The sequence below is a fragment of the Ramlibacter sp. P4_H7 genome, from assembly GCF_056400765.1.
Window position 1 is genome coordinate 91416 of record NZ_JBFUKP010000021.1, and the last position, 18837, is coordinate 110252.

Below are 18837 nucleotides of genomic sequence, written 5' to 3' on the forward strand. Positions count from 1 at the left end.
CCCTCCTCGTTGGTTCTTGTGTTCAGAGGTCGGACTGCCCGGACTTCTTGCGCTTGTCCAGCGCGTCCGGCTTGAGCAGCTTGAGCCCCAGCGTCGCGTTGAAGCCGTGGATCTCCTTGACGTCCAGCTTGCGCATGAAGGTGATGGTCTCCGCGTCGATCACCTGCCCCGGCACCATGATCGGGAAGCCGGGCGGATAGGGGATCACGAAGTTGGCGGACACCAGCTGCGGGCCCTTGGCGATGCGCTCGTCCACTTTCAGGTCGTTGAGCTTCAGGTGCTCGCAGTCTTCCTCGCGGTAGGCGGTGAAGAAGGCGGCGCGCATGTGGCCCTCGGAGGTGCCGCTCTTGGGGTTGTCGCGGAACACGTCGTGGAAGTGGCTGAAGTTCGGCAGGTCCGGGACATCCTCCATCAGGGACTTCACGCGGGCGTCGAAGGCCGCCTTCTCCACCGCGTCGGCTTCCTTCAGCCGCTGCTCCACCGCCCGCGCTTCCTCCGCCAGCACCTTCAGCAGGTGGGCGATGTCGCTGCGCGAGTTGTTGATGTTGGTCTGGATCAGGATGGAGTTGCGCGAGGTCTTGTTGATCTGCACGTCGTACTTGGACGCCAGCAGGCCCTTGAACTGCGTGCCGTCGTAGCCGGCGCGGCCGGTGACCAGCGTGATGCGGGTCGGATCCAGCGCGAATTCGTCGTTGTCCCAGGCCTCCACCACCTTTTCCCAGGTGGCGTTCGGCCGTCCGTAGTCCTCCACGCCCGAGGCGCGGTATTCCTTGGGCACCATCTCGCCGGGCGTGAGGATGTGGAAGTACTTCGAGATCAGCGGATGGCTGTTGACCTGGCGGCGCAGGTCCAGCGCCAGGCTCAGGGACGACATGGTGAGCTCGTAGCCCTCCAGTTCCATCTGGCGGCGCGCCAGGTCCAGCGAGGCGATGATCTGCTGGTTGGGCGAGGTCGACGTGTGCGTGTAGAAGGCTTCGTGGAACTGCGCCTCCACCTGGTGGAAGTCCTGGTCGCGCACGAAGATCATGGAGCCCTGTCGCAGCGCCGACATCGACTTGTGGGTGGAATTGGTCTGGTAGACGCGCACGCGGGTGGTCTCGGGATCGGGCAGCAGGTGCGTGTCCAGCAGCGAGGCGTCCTTGGGATCGAGCGCGGCGCCCACCTTTCCCTTCATCGTCTCCTTCCACTCCGCGTACTGCTTCCGGTACTCGGGCGAGGCCAGCATCGCCTCCAGCTTCGCGGCGGCGCCCATGCCGGTGCGCCGGCGGTGGAAGGGCGAGAAGCGGGCGAAGCCGAACCAGGCCTCGTCCCACAGGAAGATCAGGTCCGGCTTGATGGCCAGGCACTCCTTCATCACGTTCAGGCAGTTGTACATGTGGCCGTCGAAGGTGCAGTTGGTCAGGTCCACCATGCGCGCCTTGTCCAGCTTGCCTTCGGCCTTGAGCGTGAGCAGCGCCTGCTTGATGGAGCGCAGCGGCACCGCGCCGTACATGGAGTACTCCACCATCGGGTAGGCCTCCACGTAAAGAGGCTGCGAGCCCGCGAGCACCAGGCCGTAGTGGTGCGACTTGTGGCAGTTGCGGTCGATCAGGATGATGTCGCCCGGCCGGCACAGCGCCTGCACCACGATCTTGTTGGAGGTGGACGTGCCGTTGGTGCCGAAGAACACGTGGTCGGCGCCGAAGGCGCGCGCGGCCTTGTCCTGCGCGTCCTTGATGTTGCCCACGGGATCGAGCAGGCTGTCGAGCCCGCCGGTGGTGGCCGAGGATTCCGCCAGGAACAGGTTGGCGCCGTAGAACTGGCCCATGTCCTTGATCCAGTTGGACTTGAAGACCGACTTGCCGCGCGCCAGGGGGAGCGCGTGGAAGGTGCCGATCGGCCGCGCCGCATATTTCTTCAGGTTGTCGAAGAAGGGCGTGGAATAGCGCTCGGTGACGCCCGCCAGGATGCTCAGGTGGAGCTCCATCAGCTCCTCGATTTCGTAGAAGACGCGGCGCACCAGCCGCGCCTGCTCGCTGGTGGCGGCCTCCTCCACGTTGCGCTCGCTCACCAGGTAGATGTCCAGCTCGGGGCGGATCTGCTTGATGGCGCGCGCCAGATCCATGCCGTAGGCCGTGGGCATGCCGTCGTCCTTGATGCCGAAGCGCTGCAGCTGCTCACCGAGCGACCGCAGCGCGTGCCGCGACTTGTACTGGAAGCCGTCATAGATCACCACGGCCTGCACGTTGGTATTGACGATGGTGGCGACCATCGCGTCCTCGAAACTGAAGGTCTGCACCTGCTCGTAGGTGAACGGATCCTCGGGACGGCGCAGCTTGTGCAGTTCGCGCTGCGGGTTGGCGGTCCGGTAGTTCTCGGGCGCCACCGTCAGCAGTTCGAAGTACGGCTTGGCGGTGACTTCCATGGCACCGGGCGGCAGCCGCTCGCCCAGGCTCTCCTCGGCCTCTTCCTCGATGTTCCAGGCGTTGGGGTCGCGCCGGTAGGATCCCGAGAAGATGGAGGTCTTGATGCGGTCCACGGCATTGGCGAAACCCTGCGCTTCCTTGCCGGCGAGCAGGCCGCGCAGCGAGCGCATCAGCCCCGCGCCGGGGTAGGCCCAGTAGTTCTCCAGCGGCTCGACTTCGTCCAGCAGCGCGCCGATCTGCGTCACCAGCTTGTCGCTGCTGCCGCGGCCGCCGCCCCAGGCGTCGGCACAGGCGGCCAGTTGGCTCCAGTGGTCGCGCCGCGCGTCGTTGGCCGAGAAGAAATCAGCGAGGGACATCTCGCTGGACTTGGTGGCGGTGTCTTTGGCCATGGAATCTCCGAACGGAATGCGGGATGCTTCCTGTACGCGTCGCAGTGTCCGGCCCGGTCAGGCCTCCGGCCATAGGACCAAAGGTCAATTACCGGGTGCGGACGGCTGCCGTAACCTGCCCTGGCAATTTCAGCCTCCGGAGTACCCATGAATCTGCGACGCGCTCTCGCCTGTGCGGCGCTCCTGCTGCCCCTGGCGGCCCACGCCTCCTTCCTCGCCGGGGAAGCCCTCGACACCGCAGCCAACGCCTTGTCCTGGTTCATCCTGGTCCTGGTCCCGGTCGCGGCCATCGGCGGCTTCCTGTTCGTGCACGTGCTGCCGGAGAAGATCGCCGAGAAGCGCCAGCATCCGCACAAGGACTCGATCAAGGTCCTGTGCATCCTTTCGCTGTTCTTCGGCGGCATGCTTTGGCCCATCGCCTGGCTGTGGGCCTATACCAAGCCGATCGGCTACCGCGCCATCTATGGGACGGAAAAGCACGACGACTACTACCTCGAACTGGGGCACGAGGCCGAAGCCGGGACGCTGGGGCCGGAACAGCTGCAGCACCTGCGCTCCGAGCTGGCGGCGATGCGGGCCAAGGGCCCGCTTTCGCCCGACATGGTCGCGCTGATCGAGCGGCTCGACCGCCTGCCGGGCGCGCCGCCGCCCTCCCTGACCGTGCGCGATTCAGTGGCGGTCCGCCCCGCCGCTGGAGGGAGAAGCTGAATGGAAGCCCTGCTGTTAGCCATCTATTCCTTCTTCGTCTGGCTGATCTTCTTCAAGTTCAAGTGGCTGCCCTGGAACACGGTGTCCCAGGTGATCGTCATCACCATCCCGATCGTGGGCCTCACCGCGCTGGTGCTGGCGCTCAACGTGTTCGCGCCGTCGTCGGCCGACGTCCGGGTTCTCAAGTACGTGATCAACGTGGTGCCGCAGGTGCGGGGCCGGGTGATCGAGGTGCCGGCCGAGGGCAACCAGGCGATGCGCAAGGGCGAGGTGCTGTTCCGCATCGATCCCACGCCCTACCAGCTGCAGGTCAACGCGCTCGAGGCGCAGCTGGCCAATGCGCAGGGCAGCAGCCGCGAACTGGACGAGCAGCTCACGGGTGCCGTCGCCCAGGTGTCGGCCGCCCGCTCGGCGATCGACCAGTCCACTTCCCGCGTCGTGCAGGCCAGCGCGCAGGCCGAGCTGGCTGCCAAGCGCGTGGCGCAGAACCGCGAACTGGTGGCCAAGGGCGCCGGCAATCGCTTCGACCTGGAACAGGCCGAGACCAACCTGCGCGATGCGCAGAGCGCGCTGGACGGCGCCCGCAGCGCCGAGGCGCAGGCCCGCAGTGCGCAGGGCCAGGCGCTCGCCGGCGAACGCCAGATCCGCCAGCGCATGGGTGCCAAGGCCAACGGCGAATGGGCCCAGGTGGCGCAAGTCCGCGCGCAGCTGGATAGCGCCCGCTGGGACCTGCTGCAGACGACGGTGCTCGCGCCGGCGAACGGCACGCCCGTCAACGTGCAGTTGCGGCCCGGCTCCATGACCGCAGCCTTCCCGGTGACGCCGGCGCTCACCTTCGTGGAGGACGAGTTCACGGTGGTGGCCCTGTACGACCAGAACGAGCTGTACAAGGTCCAGCCCGGTGACGAGGCCGAGATCGTGCTGCTGACGCTGCCGGGCGAGATCATCAAGGGCAAGGTGGACTCCATCATCTGGGCCCAGGGCCAGGGCCAGTCGCCGATGAGCACGAACCTGCCCAACACGGTGGGCCAGCTGCCCCCCGGCCGCTTCCCGGTCAAGATCACCGTCGACCCGAAGTACCGCGAAACCTTCCTGGCCGCCGGCGCGCGCGGCAACGCGGCGATCTACACCCAGCACCTGGAGATGGTGCACATCCTGCGCAAGGTGATCCTGCGCATCAACACCAAGCTCAACTACCTCATCCTGAAGCTGCACTGATGGACCGCAACGCCCTGCGCATCGTCGCCATCGCGGCGGCCCTCGCCGCCGGCGGCTGCGCCCTCGCGCCGCCCCCGGACGCCACGCAGATCCGCGAGCAGTCGCTGCCCAACACGCAGCTGCCGGCCGAGTGGACCGGCGGCCCCATGGCGCCCGGCGCGGTGGCCAACGGCTGGGTGGCGCAGTTCCAGGACGCGCAGCTGGAGAAGCTGGTGGCCGAGGCCATGGCCTACAACGTGGACCTGCAGATCGCAGCGGCCCGGGTGGAGGCGGCCGAGGCCAACGCGCGCGCGGCCGGCGCGGCGCTGTTCCCGCAGGTCAATTTCGGCGCCCACGGCGGCGGCAAGCTCGGGGGCGACGGCAGCGGCGTGCAGGGCGTCGGCCTGTTCGCGAGCTGGGAGCTGGACCTGTGGGGCCGCGTGCGCGCGCAGCGCGCCGCCGCCGCCGCGCAATACGAGTCCGTGGTGCTCGATACGCGTTATGCGCGCGAGTCGATCGCGGCCCTGGTCGCCAAGAGCTGGTTCCTCGCGCGCGAGGCGGCGGTGCAGCGGGCGCTGGCGGGCGAGATGATCACCTCGTCGCAGTCGCTGGTGGACCTCTCGCGCGATCGCGTGCGGGTGGGCCGCGCGGACGAGCTGGAGGTGAACCAGGCCGAGGCCAGTGCCCTGTCCTACCGCGACGTGCAGCTGCAGGCGGACATCGCGCGCCAGAACGCGCTGCGGGCGATCGAGATCCTCGCCGGGCGCTACCCGTCCGGCAGCGTCGATCCCGGCCTGTCGCTCCCTCCGCTGCCGGGGCCGGTCCCCGGAGGCTTGCCGTCCGAACTGCTGGAACGCCGGCCCGACGTGCGCGCGGCCGAGCGGCGCGTGGCCGCGGCCTTCTACCGCACGGAACAGGCCAAGGCGGCGCGGCTGCCCACCATCTCGCTGACCCTGGGCGTGAGCAGCATCACCAGCGACCTGTTCGTGATGAAGGAACGCGACAACCCCGTGTGGGGCGTCGGCGGCACCATCCTCGCGCCCATCTTCAATGCCGGCGCCCTGCAGGCGCAGGTGGATGCGCGGTCGGCGGACCAGAAGGCCGCGGTGGCGGACTACGGCCGCATCGGCGCCCGGGCCTTCGGCGAAGTGGAAGGCGCACTGTCCCAGTCGTTCAACCTCGACAGCCGTGCCGACGTGCTGGCCCGCGCGGTGCGCGCCAACGAAAACGCCGTGGGCTATGCGCGCACGCGCTTCGAAGTGGGAAGCGGGGACCTGCGTGGGGTGCAGCAGCAGCAGCTGGCGCTGCATGCGGCCCGCTCGACGCTGGCGCGCGTGCAGGGCGAACGCCTGATCCAGCGGGTGAACCTGCACCTGGCGCTGGGGGGCGGCTTCGAGCCCTGAGGTGAGGCTGGAGCGGGCGATGGGAATCGAACCCACGTCTTGAGCTTGGGAAGCTCAGGTCCTGCCATTGAACGACGCCCGCAGGACAGCGGTGCATTCTAAGGCGTTTCCAGCATGCGCCCCGCAGGGTGGGCGCGATCCTTCCGGCGTCGCCCGTCATGCAGGGATCGCTACCGCATCCCCACCCGCAGGATTACGATCCGGCCACCATGGCCTGCCCTGCCTGCGGATTCGACGCTGCGGCGGAATTTGCCTTCTGCCCCCGGTGCGGACAGCGCCTGGCGGTGCCGTCGACGCAGGCAGAGGCGGAGCGGCGGCCGGCCACCGTCATGTTCGCGGACCTGTCGGACTTCACCACCTTGAGCGAGGAGCTCGACCCCGAGGTCGTGCGGTCGCTGCAGACCGAGCTGTTCGCCGAGATGTCGGCCACGATCCAGGGACTGGAGGGCTTCGTCGAGAAGTACCTGGGCGACGCCATGATGGCCGTGTTCGGCGCGCCGATCGCGCACGACGAGGATCCCGAGCGCGCCGTCAACGCCGCCCTCCTGCTGCACGCGAAGACCGCGGCCCTGAGCGAACGCTGGCTGCCGCGAACCGGCCGGCCGCTCACCTTGCACGTGGGCATCCACAGTGGCCTGGTGGTGGTGGGTCACATCCGGCCGGATCCCGGCGCCAACTACGCCGTGACGGGAGACACGGTGAACACCGCCGCGCGCCTGCAGGCCGCCGCGGGGGCCGGGCAGACGGTGGTCAGCCACGCGACCTGGCTGCGGACACGGCACGCGTTCGAGTTCGAGGAGCTCGGCACGCTGTCGCTCAAGGGCAAGGTGCAGAAGATCGCGGCGTACCGCCTGGCCAGTGCGCTGCCGGTCCCGCAGACCGCGCGCGGGCTGGGGTCGCATGGCCTGGCGAGCCCAATGATCGGGCGCGAAGAGGAACTGGAGCGGCTGCTGTGCGCCTTCGAGTCCGTCCGCGCCGGCGCCCCCCAGATGGTCAGCATCGTCGCGGAGGCCGGTGCCGGCAAGAGCCGGCTGCTGGCGGAATTTCTCGAGCGGCTGCGCGCGCGCGACGGACTGGCCGGCGTGGCCGTGCGCCAGGCGGCGTGTTCGTCGCTGGGCGAGCGCGCCTATGGCGTGCCGGCCGCGCTGCTGCGCGATGCCTATGGCCTGTCGCCGCAGGAGCCGATGGCCGAGGCGCAGCGCAAGGTCGACGCGTCGCTCGCCGCAATGGGCCTGCACGAACGGGACCGGCCGCTGGTGGCGCGCCACCTGGTTTATGTGCTCGGGCTGGCGCCTGACGACACGCAGGCCCACTACCTGGACCCGGAGCAGCTCAAGACCCAGATGTTCAAGGCCGTCCACGCGGTGCTGGACCGGCGCCTTCAGCTGGGCGCGGTGCTGCTGCTGGTGGAGGACCTGCACTGGGCGGACACCGCTTCGATCGACGTGCTGCGCTACCTGTTCGACCAGGCGCAGGGCCGGCCCTTCATGCTGCTGGTGACGCACCGGCCGACGGCGGAGGTGGACGCGCTGTCGCGCGGGGTCGAGGCGCACACAGTCATCGCGCTGGAGCCGCTGTCCGCACAAGGCAGCACCGCGCTGCTGGACGGCCTGTTCGGCACTTCGCGCGGCGCCCTGCCGGAAACGCTGCGACAGCGCATCGTCGAGCAGGCCGGCGGCAATCCGCTGTTCCTGGAGGAGATGGTGCGCGCCCTGATCGCCGACGGCGTGCTGCAGCGCGAGGGCCAGAGCTGGTTCCGCCGCGCCGAGGTGTCGGCCGTGAAGGTGCCGCAGACCATCGAAGGCCTGCTGCTGGGCCGCATCGACCGCCTGCCGCCGCCCGAGCGGCAGACGCTGCGCGAAGCGGCGGTGATCGGCCCGCTGTTTTCGGAGACGCTGTTGCGGGAGATCGCCGCCGGCCGCGCGGGGACGATCGGCGAGTCGCTCGACGCCCTGGTCGCGGCGGGGCTGCTCTCGCCGGTGCCGGCGACCGTCGGCGCGGCACCGCAGGGCCGGGAATTCGGCTTCCGCCACGGGCTGTTCCAGGAGGTCGCCTACCAGACCCTGCTGCTCAGCCGGCGCAGCGAGTTGCACACGCGCATCGGCGAGGGACTGGAGCGGCTGTACGGCGGCGCGCCGCGCAACCTGGAGGAATTGCAGTCGCTGGCCCACCACTTCCGCCTCGGCACGGACCTGACGCGTGCAGTGCGCTACCTGGTGGCGGCCGGCGACTGGGCGCGCAACACCTACGCCAATACCGATGCGATCCGGTACTACGGCTTTGCGCTGGACGTGCTGGCGGCCGCGGCCGGACCGCAGGAACAGCGGCTCGTGGTACGGGAGCGGCTGGCCGACGTCCTGGCCCCCGCGGGCCGGATGGCGGAAGCGACGCAGCACCTGGAAGCGGTGCGCGAGGGCTACGCGCGCTCGGCCGACGCCATCGCGCAGGCGCGCGTGTTGCGCAAGATCGCCGTCCTGCGCTGGGAGGCGGGCCAGCGCGACGAAGCGCGGCAGTGCCTGGTCGCGGCCCTGGCACTGATGGATCCGGCGCATCCGCACGTCGAGCTCGCCTGGCTTTACCAGAAGATGGGCGAGCTGGCCTTCCGCAGCGGCGACAACCTGGCCGCGCTGGAATGGACCCAGCGCGCGCTGGAACAGGCCGAAGGCCTCCTGCCGGCCGGCCTGGAGGCCTCCAGCCGCGCCGTGCTGGCGCTGGCCCTCAACATCCAGGGCGTCGCGCTGGCGCGGCAGGACCGGCTGGATGAAGCCGTCGCCCGGCTGGAGCGCAGCGTGGAGGTCGCACGCGGGGCCGGCCTGCCGCAGGTCGAATGCCGCGCGCTCGCCAACCTGGGCGTGCTCTACAGTTCCCACGACCCGCAGCGCGCCATCGATGCCTGCGAGCGCGGGCTCGAAACGGCCCAGCGCATCGGCGACCTCGGCCTGCAGTCGCGCCTGTCGGCCAACCTGGCGGTCGCCTACTGCACGCTGACCAACCGCTGCGACGAGCGCGGCCTGACCGCTGCCCACGAGGCCATCCGCATCGACCGCAGCACGGGACAGCTCGACCATCTGGCCGTGTCCCTGGTGGTGCTGGCGCAGATCTACCACTGCCACGGCCAGCCCGCGCGCGCCCTGCGCCACTACAGCGAGGCGCTGGAGCTGGCCGAGAGGTCCGGCGAGCCGCAGCTCCTGTTCCCCTGCTACGACGGACTTGCAACCTTGTACCTGGATACCGATGATGGCGAACTGGCGCAGCGCTACATGGAGCGCGCCCGGGACACCTGCGATCGCGCCGGCCTCGACCCCGATGCGCTGATCGTCCTTCCTTACCTGGCCTAGGAGGTTCGTGCCATGAGCATCGCCGACCACGTGCTGCAACCCGGAGAAGCGGCTCCCGATTTCCGGCTGCCGGCAGTCAACCGCGACGGGGAAATTTCATTGGCCGACCTGCGCGGAAAGGGCGGCGTCTACGTCGCGCTGTTCCGCGGGCTGCACTGTCCCTTCTGCCGGCGCCAGATCGCCGGACTGGCGGGCATCCGCGAGAAGCTGGCGCCCGAAGGCGTGGAAGTGCTCGCGGTGGTCAACACCGCTCCCGAGCGGGCACGCCAGTACTTCCAGTACCGTCCCACGCCCGTGGTGCTCGCGGCCGATCCCGACGTGGGGACGCACCGCGCCTTCGGGCTGCGCGAGACCGAGGTGCTGCCCGACGACACCGATGCGCGCGAGCTGCAGTGGCCGAAGACAACGACGTTCGCTTCCTTCCTGACCGCTTCGACCGATGGCCGCGGCGAGCTGCCCGAGAAGATGAACCTGATGCAGGCGGTGGGGGCGCTCAACACCAAGGACGGCTTCGAGATGACCGAAACCGACCAGCAGATCGCCTCCACGCATCCCATGCTGGAGGTCGGACACTTCCTGATCGATGCCGGAGGCACCATCCGCTGGTCCTTCGTGGAAATGCCGGACAGCCCCAACCAGATCGGGCGGCTGCCGAACGAGGCGGAAGTGCTGGCCGCAGCGCGGCAGCTGCATTGAAGGAAGGGACGCGGCCTGGCTCCGCCGGGCTGCGTCAGTCCGACAGGTCGACCCGCAGGTGGCGGCGGATCGTGCTGGCCAGCACCCGGTTCGGCTCCGCATCCACTGCACCCAGGTGGCGGAAGCGCTCCATGTGCTCCTGCATTTCCTGGCGGATGCGCGCGGCCTGCGCGCGGCGCCAGTACACGCTGCATTCGGGCAGGGCCTCGACCACGGGTTCGAGCAAGGCCGCCAGGCGCAGGCTCAATTCCCGGGCGGCGACATCGGCGCCGACCTTGCGGTGGTACAGCTGCCAGCCATACTCGTCCGCGGGCACCTCGATCCTCGTTTCGTGCATGCGGGTCATCCCTCCAGGTGACCGCATTCTGCGGCCGCCGCAGGACGATCTTCCCGCGGCGCGCGTTTCAGAATGAAAGACCCTCGGGACCGTGTGAGCACCGCGGGCTCGTGGGGGCCGGCCCGACGCCACGGCTACGCCCACGGCCGCGACGCTGCCGCGCAGGCCGCATGCAGCAGGTGCCGCACGCAGCGCAGGTTTGCAGCTAGGGCAGCTTCTGCAGGACGGCGTTCATCTCGTCGCGCGTCAGCGCGCGCAAGGTCTGGAAGCGCACGTTGCCTGCGCCCGCCACCGCCAGTCCGAAGGCGGAGACCGTGGTTTCGTCCGGGCCTTCCAGCAGCGTGACGATGTCGTACTGGCCCTGGGTCCAGAAGATCTCGCGCATCTTCACGCCGAACTTGCCGGCGGTCTCCCGCGCGATGTCCGCGCGCTTGGTGGTCTCCTTCACCGTCTTGAGTCCCTGGTCGGTGAACGTGCCGAGAGCGATGTAGGTCGCCATGTTTTTCTCCTGTGTCGAGTCCGTGAGGGGAGCTGGCGCGCGGGCGGCGCAAGGCGGCGTCGCCCGCGCCCGCAGCGAAGCAAGACTAGGCGCGGGCCGCCGTGCTTTCAAGGCGGATCGCTCGCCGGGGCCGGCACGCACGGATGAGTTGGTGGATGTTGGCTCGCGGCCGCTAGTGGAAGTCGCGCGAGCCGCCACGGTGCCGCCCCAGGCGTCCCAGCAGCGGCGTCAGGTCTTCCAGCCTTTCGGCGATCAGGTGCCGCACCTCGCCGCCGCTTTCGACATCGCGCTGCCAGACGCCGCGCACCGCCATCAGCTTCGAGTGCAGCAGGGCATCGCGCTGGCGTTCGCGCACGTGCTTCCACACGATCACGTTGACCGGACCGGTCTCGTCTTCGAGGGTGACGAAGATCGTGCCGTTGGCCGTCTGCGGCTGCTGCCGCACGGTGACGATGCCGCAGGCGCCCACGCGCCGGTCGTTCGGCAGGTCGTGCAGCTGGCGCGCGCTCAGCAGCTTCATGCGCGCGAGGCGCTGCCGCAGCAGCGCCACCGGATGGCGGCGCAGCGTGAAGCCCAGGGCGGCGTAGTCGAAGAAGATCTCCTCGCCCTCCTTCGCCGCCGGCAGCGCCAGCGGCTGCTCGTGGATCGGCGCTTCGCGCAGCATGCCCGGCGCCTTCAGCTGCGCCGCCGCTTCCCACACCTGCTGGCGCCGGTGGCCGGCCAGCGACTGCAGCGCATCGGCCGCGGCCAGCGCCTGCAGGTCCTTCAAGTCCAGCTGCGCGCGCAGCGCGAGGTCTTCCACGTCGTCGAAGGGACGCTCGGCCCGCGCCTGCACGATCCGCTGCGCACCCGCCTCGCCCAGCGAAGCCACCAGCCGCAGCCCGAGCCGCACCGGCGGCCGCGCCGCGGCATCGAGTTGCAGCGTGCAGTCCCAGTCGGAGAAGCCCACGTCCGCGGGCAGCACCTGCACGTCGTGGCGGCGCGCATCCTGGATCAGCTGCGAGGGCGCGTAGAAGCCCATGGGCTGCGAATTGAGCATGGCCGCGAGGAAGCATTCGGGCTCGTGGCATTTCAGCCAGCTGGAGTCGTAGGCCAGCAGCGCGAAGCTGTAGGCGTGGCTTTCCGGGAAGCCGTATTCGCCGAAGCCCAGGATCTGCTTGAAGATGCTTTCGGCGAATTCGGGGCGGTAGCCGTTGGCCAGCATGCCCTGGATCAGCGGCTGCTGGAAGCGGTGGACGCCGCCGCTGCGCTTCCACGCCGCCATGGAGCGGCGCAGCTGGTCCGCCTCGTCGGCGGAGAAGCCGGCGGCGATCATGGAGATCTGCATCACCTGCTCCTGGAACAGCGGGATGCCCAGCGTGCGCTCCAGCGCGGGCCTGAGCGCCTCGCTTTCGTACTCCACGTCCTCGCCGCGGCGCAGCCGCTCGCGGGCCTTCAGGTAGGGATGGATCATGCCGCCCTGGATCGGGCCCGGCCGCACGATCGCCACTTCGATCACCAGGTCGTAGAACTCGCGCGGGCGCAGGCGCGGAAGCATCGACATCTGCGCGCGGCTCTCGATCTGGAACACGCCCACCGTGTCGGCGCGGCAGATCATGTCGTAGGTGGCCTCGTCCTTGTCCGGGATGTCGGCGAGCGTGAAGGGCCGGCCGCGCCGCTGCGCCACGAAATCCAGGCAGCGGCGGATGGCGGTCAGCATGCCCAGCGCGAGCACGTCCACCTTGAGCAGGCCCATCTCGTCCAGATCATCCTTGTCCCACTGGATCACCGAGCGGTCCTTCATCGCCGCGTTCTCCACCGGCACCAGGCGCGTGAGCTTGCCCTGCGTCAGCACGAAGCCGCCCACGTGCTGGCTCAGGTGGCGCGGGAATCCCATCAGCTCCCCGGACAGTTCCATCCACAGCGCCAGCGACTTCGCCGGCACTGCCACGCCCAGGGCCGCCGCCATCTCGCCGAGCTTCTGCACGCGCAGGTCGCGTTCGTCGAACCAGAAGTGGTCCTTGGCGAAGGCGTCCACCAGCGGCTCCGGGATGGCCAGCGCCTTGCCGACGTCGCGGATCGCGCTGCGCGCGCGGTAGCTGGCCACCACCGCCGTGATGGCGGAACGCTCGCGGCCGTACTTGCGGTAGATGTACTGGATCACCTCCTCGCGCCGCTCGTGCTCGAAGTCGACGTCGATGTCGGGCGGCTCCTTGCGCTCGCGGCTGATGAAGCGCTCGAACAGCAGGTCCGAGCGCGCGGGATCGACCGCCGTGACGCCCAGGCAGTAGCAGACGGCGGAGTTGGCCGCCGAGCCCCGCCCCTGGCACAGGATGCCCTGCGAGCGCGCGAAGGCCACGATGTCGTGCACCGTGAGGAAGTACATCTCGTAGGCGCAGTCGGAGATCAGGTCGAGCTCGCGCAGCAGCTGCAGGCGCACGCGCCAGGGCACGCCCTGCGGATAGCGCTGGCGCGCGCCCTCGATCGTGAAGCGGCGCAGCGCCTGCCGCGGCGTGAGCCCCGCCGGCACGGTCTCCAGCGGGTACTGGTACTTGATCTCCTCCAGGCTGAAGCGGCAGCGGTCGCTGACTTCCAGCGTGTTTTCCAGCATGCCGGGGGGATAGAGCGAAGCCAGGCGCATGCGATGGCGCAGGTGCCGCTCGGCGTTCGGCTGCAGCGCGAAGCCGCATTCCGAAACCGGCTGGCCCAGGCGCACCGCGGTCATCACGTCCTGCAGCGGCTTGCGCGAGCGCGCGTGCAGGTGCACGTCGCCCGCGGCCACCACGGGAACGCCGGTTTCATCACCCACCTCCTGCAGCGTCTGYAGCCACAGGTCGTCGTCGCCGGCCAGCAGCWGTTCGGCGGCGATCCAGGCGCGGCCGCCGAACTGCTGCACGGCCCACTGCACGCGTTCCAGGATCTCGTCGCGCGCCAGCGTGTGCTCCGGCACGAGCAGGATCTCGCATTCGTCCAGCAGCGCAAAGTCGCTCGTCTCCCGCGAACAGACGTATTCGCCCTTCTCCGCTTCGCGCCGCGCCAGCGTGATGAACTCGCACAGGTTGCCCCAGCCGGTGATGCTGCGCGCCAGCGCGACCAGGCGGAAACCGTCGAGCGCGAACTCCGATCCCAGCAGCAGCTTCAGCCCCAGCTTCTTCGCCTCGCCGTGCGCCCGCACCACGCCGGCCACCGAGCATTCGTCGGTGAGCGCCAGCGCCGCATAACCAAGTTCGTGCGCGCGTCGCACCAGCTCCTGCGGGTGCGAGGCGCCGCGCTGGAAACTGAAGTTGGAGAGGCAATGCAGCTCCGCATACGCCGGTAGCCAGGTCACTGGAAAATCTCCTGCTTTTCTCAGGCGTACAGCCCGTGCAGGAACCACTGCGCACGGTCCTGGTCGGCCGCCAGCCGCTCGCGGAAGATCCACAGCAGGCCCGCCTGCTCGCTGCGGGCGATGAAGTAGTCGCGCAGCACGGGCTCGCGCGCCTGCGTGTCCCACCACGCGGCTTCGATCCTGCGGGCGCGCGTCAGCAGCTGCAGCGGTCCCTGGTAGCAGGGCTTGTCCCCCTGCACCTGCAGCCGCAGCGGTGCACGCAGCAGCCACGGCGGATAGAGCGCGTCGCTCGCGGCATCGCGCACGGCGGCTGCGGCGCCGGCCGCGCGGGCCGGCACCCAGAGCTGCATGCCTTCCGGCCGGTGGTCCTGCAACGCGCGCGGCACCGTGACGTTGCCCTCGCCGAGCCGCACGCTCAGGCGCTCCACCAGCTGGTGCAGCCGTTCCCCCGGCTTGTGGTCCTCGGGCAGCAGGCTGGTGGTGATGCCGCCCCAGGGCACGGTCTGCAGCGTGCGCAGGCGCAGCTGGTTGGCCGGCGCGGACAGGCTGCTGCGCGCCAGCTGCTCGGAGGCGAGCCGGCGCAGGTGCTTCATGTCCTGGGTCGGCTGGGCGGTGCGCAGTTCCAGCCGCTCGTTGGGGGGCAGCAGCCTGCCGTCGAGCTTGCGCAGGTCCAGCGTCCATTCGAGTTCCAGCGCCAGCACGCCCAGGTTGCGTCCCTGCAGCCAGGCCTGCAGGCGCGTGAGCAGGTGCTGCGCGGTGAACAGCAGGTCGGGGGCGGACGTGGCGAGCGCCTGCAGTTCCAGCTTCTGGTCGAAGGCGGCCGGCAGCGTGAGCCAGGCATGGCGCTCGGGCCGCTGGCCGCAGGCGGCATCCAGCGCCTGCAGCAGTCCCGCGCCGAAGCGGCGGCTGAGTCCGGCGCGCGGCAGCCTGCGCAGTTGCCCGAACGTCGTGCAGCCGATGCGCTCCAGCGTGTGCAGGTGCGGTGCCGCCGCGGTGAAGCTGTCCAGCGGCAGTCCGTCGGGCAGGTCCGCCGGACGCGCATCGCCTCGGCGCTTCAGGCGCATCAGCGAGAGGGCGACCAGCGACGTGGGCCCGCTCGCCCAGGCCTCGTAGCCGAGTTCCTCCTGCCCCTTCAGCAGGGAGCGCAGCAGCGTCCTGCGGCCACCGAACAGGCGCTCGGAGGCGCCCGCCTCCAGCAGCAGGGCCTCGTCGACGACGGCGACCCGGGGCGTGTACTGCAAGGCGCGCCACCCCCAGGCCGTCGCGTCCTCATTGCGCGAGGGAAGGAGTGCGATCCAGTACATGCGATCCGGTGAAGGTGGGGAGGGACACGGCTGGGCGGCGCGCCTTGCGGGCGGCCAGCAGCGCCGACAATTTCTGCGGCTGCGCGTGCAGCCGCAGGGGCTGCAGCAGGGGCGGCCCCCTGCGCTTGAGGACGAGCACCTCCATGGGATCGCAGCCCTGCACCAGCAGCCGCACGCGCGCGGGGGACGACTGGTCGCGTGCGTCGAGGCCGCGGAACACCAGCAGCAGTTTGTCGCCGCCCTGCGCGCACAGGTGCAGCCGGCGCAGGTCCTCGGCTCGGGCCCGGGGCAGCCAGGCGAAGACGGCGCCCACGTCGGCGCAGCGCAGCGCCTGTTCGGTCGCCCACAGGCGCGCGGCCGGCGGCTCCGCCTGCACGCACAGCAGGTGCTCGGGAACGATGCCCTGCTCGCGCAGCGCAGGCCCGAAAGGCTGGTAAGGTGGATGCACCAGCACGGCGGGATCGCGCGTGCGGCGCATGGCCTCGGCCAGCGCCGGCCCCGCGAGTTGCCAGACATGCTGCTGGGCCTCGCGCTGCAGGATCTCGACCAGGTTGCCGAGCGGCCAGCCGCTTCCGGGCAGCTGCGCATCGAGCAGCGCGTGGCCGGTGGACAGGGTCTTTTCCTGCGCCTGCGCCAGCTCGCGGCCGCGCCACACCTGGGGCGGCAGGACGAGGTCGGGCTGGGGACGGGGGGCGTTCATGGCAAGGAAAATGACTGTTTGTTTATACAGTGTTTTGCCTGGCCCTGGAAGCCATCCGGAGCCGCCCGCGTGGCCATCCCCGCGATTCCGTCAATACTGCCGCTTTCGCCCGTCGCCAGTCCCCTGAAGGAGCCCCCTCCCCTTGTTCCGGCTGTTCGAGAAACTGTTGCATCCCTATCCGGAAGCCGAGCCTCCGGAACTGCCCAGGACCTTCTTTTCCTTCGTGTGGGCCTGCACGGCCGGCACCCGCGGCTACCTGCTGCTGATGGCCGTGTTGAGCACGCTGGGCGCGCTGTTCGACGCCTGGCTGTTCGCCGCGCTCGGCCACGTGGTCGACTGGCTGGCGAACACCCGGCCCGACCAGCTGTGGCAGCAGGAGCGCGGCGCCATGCTGCTGTTCGCCGGGGTGCTGCTCGGCAGCATCGCGCTCACCGTCGCGCACAGCTTCATCAAGCACCAGACGCTCGCCATCAACTTCACGCTGCGGCTGCGCTGGAACTTCCACCGCATGATGCTGGGGCAGAGCCTGTCCTTCTACTCCGACGACTTCGCCGGGCGCATCACCACCAAGGTGATGCAGACGGCGCTGGCGGTGCGCGAGATGCTGTTCACCACCGTCGAGGTGATCATCAGCACCGGCGTGTTCTTCGTCACCGTGCTGCTGCTGGCGGGGAGCTTCGACACGCGGCTGATGCTGCCCTTCATCGGCTGGCTGGCGCTGTACGCGGCGTCCTGCTGCTACTTCGTGCCGCGGCTGGGCCGCATCGGCAAGGCGCAGGCCGATGCGCGGGCCCTGATGACCGGCCGCATCACCGACGCCTACACCAACATCGCGACGGTCAAGCTGTTCTCGCACACCCAGCGCGAGGCCGGCTTCGCGCGCCAGGCGATGACCGAGTTCATGAACACCGGCCACCGCCAGATGCGGTTGGTGACCACCTTCCAGTTCGTCAACCACTCGCTGGTGGTGGGGCTGATCATCGCCGCCTGCGGCTACGGCATCTGGCTGTGGACGCAGGGCCAGGTGGGCCCCGGCGCCGTCGCCGCGGTCACCTCGATGACGCTGCGCGTCAACGCGATGTCGCACATGGTGATGTGGGAGATGGCGTCGCTGTTCGAGGCCATCGGCACCATCCAGGACGGCATCGGCACCCTCACCCGTCCCCGGCTGGTGCTGGACGCGCCGGACGCCCGGCCGCTGCAGGTGACGCGCGGCGAGGTCCGCTTCGACCAGGTGCGCTTCGGCTACGGCAAGCCGCAGCCCATCATGGAGGACTTCGACCTGGTGGTGCGGCCCGGCGAGAAGGTAGGCCTGATCGGCCGCTCGGGCGCGGGCAAGTCGACGCTGGTGAACCTGCTGCTGCGCTTCTACGACCTGGAGGGCGGCCGCATCCTGATCGACGGCCAGGACATCGCCGGCGTCACGCAGGACAGCCTGCGCGCCAGCATCGGCATGGTCACGCAGGACACCTCGCTGCTGCACCGCTCGGTGCGCGACAACCTGCTGTACGGCCGTCCCACGGCGAGCGAGGAAGAGATGGTGCAGGCGGCGCGGCGCGCGCAGGCGCACGGCTTCATCGCCACGCTCACCGATCCGCACGGGCGCACCGGCTACGACGCGCACGTGGGCGAGCGCGGCGTCAAGCTGTCGGGCGGCCAGCGCCAGCGCATCGCGATCGCCCGCGTGATGCTCAAGGACGCGCCCATCCTGCTGCTGGACGAAGCCACCAGCGCGCTCGACTCCGAAGTGGAAGCCGCGATCCAGGCGAGCCTGAAGGAACTGATGCGCGGCAAGACGGTGATCGCCATCGCCCACCGCCTGTCCACCATCGCGGCGCTCGACCGGCTGGTGGTGATGGACCAGGGCCGCATCGTCGAACAGGGCACGCACCAGCAGCTGCTGGCGCAGGGCGGCCTTTACGCCAGCCTGTGGTCGCACCAGAGCGGCGGCTTCCTGGGCGAGGACAACCCGGAAGAGCTGGCGGATGCCTAGGCGGCTGCGCCCGGCGGATTTCCGCGGCGATGCGCCCGAGGTCGCACGCCTCTTGATCGGCTCCGTGCTGCTGGTGGACGGCGTGGGCGGCCGCATCGTCGAGACCGAGGCTTACGACCGCGAGGACCCGGCCTCGCACAGCCATTCGGGCCCGACGCCGCGCAACCGCGCGATGTTCGGGCCGCCGGGCCGCGCCTATGTCTACCGCTCCTACGGCATCCACTGGTGCCTCAACTTCGTCTGCCGCGAGGACGGCCACGGCGCCGGCGTGCTGATCCGCGCACTGGAGCCGCTGCAGGGCATCGACGTGATGTGCGAGCGGCGCGGCCTGCACGACGTGCGCCTGCTCTGCTCGGGGCCGGGGCGTGTGGGCCAGGCGCTGGCGATCGTGCACGACTTCAACGGCCACCGGCTCGACCAGAAGCCGTTCGAGGTGCTGGCCCCCGAGCGGCAGTACGACGTGGTGGTGGGTCCCCGCATCGGCATCAGCAAGGCTGCGGACGTGGCGTGGCGCTTCGGCCTCGCGGGCTCGCCCTTCGTGAGCCGGCGATTTTGATCTTC

General features: G+C 69.8%; 13 protein-coding genes and 1 tRNA gene. 7 read left to right on the forward strand and 7 right to left on the reverse strand.

Translation table 11 applies throughout. The features are described from left to right. Positions 1-22 precede the first annotated feature (22 nt). Entirely contained in the window at positions 23-2794 is a 2772-nt protein-coding gene (locus tag AC1DSA_RS22220; RefSeq protein ID WP_477893070.1) for a decarboxylase, read from the reverse strand. A gap of 147 nt (positions 2795-2941) precedes the next feature. Here AC1DSA_RS22220 and AC1DSA_RS22225 point away from each other — a divergent pair, with 147 nt between their 5' ends. From AC1DSA_RS22225 to AC1DSA_RS22235, 3 genes are read left to right on the forward strand one after another with little or no spacing between them, the layout of a single operon-like run. Then, positions 2942-3502, forward strand: coding sequence for a DUF3302 domain-containing protein (locus tag AC1DSA_RS22225; protein WP_477893071.1), 561 nt, complete (start codon positions 2942-2944; stop codon positions 3500-3502). Next, positions 3503-4720 (forward strand): HlyD family secretion protein, encoded by a 1218-nt coding sequence (locus AC1DSA_RS22230; protein WP_477893072.1) that lies wholly within the window; start codon positions 3503-3505, stop codon positions 4718-4720. Then, the gene (locus AC1DSA_RS22235) at positions 4720-6102 is read left to right on the forward strand and encodes an efflux transporter outer membrane subunit (RefSeq protein ID WP_477893073.1); all 1383 of its coding nucleotides are present in this window, start codon (positions 4720-4722) and stop codon (positions 6100-6102) included. The genes AC1DSA_RS22230 and AC1DSA_RS22235 overlap by 1 nt, the downstream gene beginning before the upstream one ends. A gap of 8 nt (positions 6103-6110) precedes the next feature. Here the strand turns inward: AC1DSA_RS22235 and AC1DSA_RS22240 are convergent. Then, a tRNA-Gly gene (locus tag AC1DSA_RS22240) sits at positions 6111-6184 on the reverse strand. A gap of 127 nt (positions 6185-6311) precedes the next feature. On the opposite strand from AC1DSA_RS22240, the gene AC1DSA_RS22245 reads away from it, so the two are divergent. Next, entirely contained in the window at positions 6312-9440 is a 3129-nt protein-coding gene (locus tag AC1DSA_RS22245) for a tetratricopeptide repeat protein (RefSeq protein WP_477893074.1), read from the forward strand. A gap of 12 nt (positions 9441-9452) precedes the next feature. Then, positions 9453-10136 carry a redoxin domain-containing protein gene (locus AC1DSA_RS22250; protein WP_477893075.1) on the forward strand — a complete coding sequence of 228 codons (684 nt, stop codon included), beginning with the start codon at positions 9453-9455 and terminating at the stop codon, positions 10134-10136. A gap of 34 nt (positions 10137-10170) precedes the next feature. On the opposite strand, the gene AC1DSA_RS22255 is transcribed toward AC1DSA_RS22250, so the two are convergent. From AC1DSA_RS22255 to imuA, 5 genes are all read right to left on the reverse strand, one after another. After that, positions 10171-10473, reverse strand: a complete 303-nt coding sequence (locus AC1DSA_RS22255) for a hypothetical protein (RefSeq protein ID WP_477893076.1) — start codon at positions 10471-10473, stop codon at positions 10171-10173. A 205-nt stretch (positions 10474-10678) separates the two neighbouring features. Next, positions 10679-10972: a GYD domain-containing protein gene (locus AC1DSA_RS22260; RefSeq protein WP_477893077.1), complete on the reverse strand. Its 294-nt coding sequence runs from the start codon at positions 10970-10972 to the stop codon at positions 10679-10681. Positions 10973-11144: 172 nt separating this feature from the next. Next, a complete protein-coding gene (locus AC1DSA_RS22265) occupies positions 11145-14279 on the reverse strand; it encodes an error-prone DNA polymerase (protein WP_477893078.1) in 3135 nt (1044 codons plus the stop codon). Between the two features lie 20 nt (positions 14280-14299). Continuing rightward, positions 14300-15583 (reverse strand): Y-family DNA polymerase, encoded by a 1284-nt coding sequence (locus tag AC1DSA_RS22270; RefSeq protein ID WP_477893079.1) that lies wholly within the window; start codon positions 15581-15583, stop codon positions 14300-14302. Then, entirely contained in the window at positions 15549-16283 is a 735-nt protein-coding gene (gene imuA / locus AC1DSA_RS22275; RefSeq protein ID WP_477893080.1) for a translesion DNA synthesis-associated protein ImuA, read from the reverse strand. The genes AC1DSA_RS22270 and imuA overlap by 35 nt, the downstream gene beginning before the upstream one ends. A 142-nt stretch (positions 16284-16425) precedes the next feature. On the opposite strand from imuA, the gene AC1DSA_RS22280 reads away from it, so the two are divergent. After that, on the forward strand, positions 16426-18276 hold the full coding sequence (locus AC1DSA_RS22280; RefSeq protein WP_477893081.1) for an ABC transporter ATP-binding protein: 1851 nt from the start codon (positions 16426-16428) through the stop codon (positions 18274-18276). Continuing rightward, positions 18269-18832 carry a DNA-3-methyladenine glycosylase gene (locus AC1DSA_RS22285; protein WP_477893082.1) on the forward strand — a complete coding sequence of 188 codons (564 nt, stop codon included), beginning with the start codon at positions 18269-18271 and terminating at the stop codon, positions 18830-18832. The genes AC1DSA_RS22280 and AC1DSA_RS22285 overlap by 8 nt, the downstream gene beginning before the upstream one ends. Positions 18833-18837 lie beyond the last annotated feature (5 nt).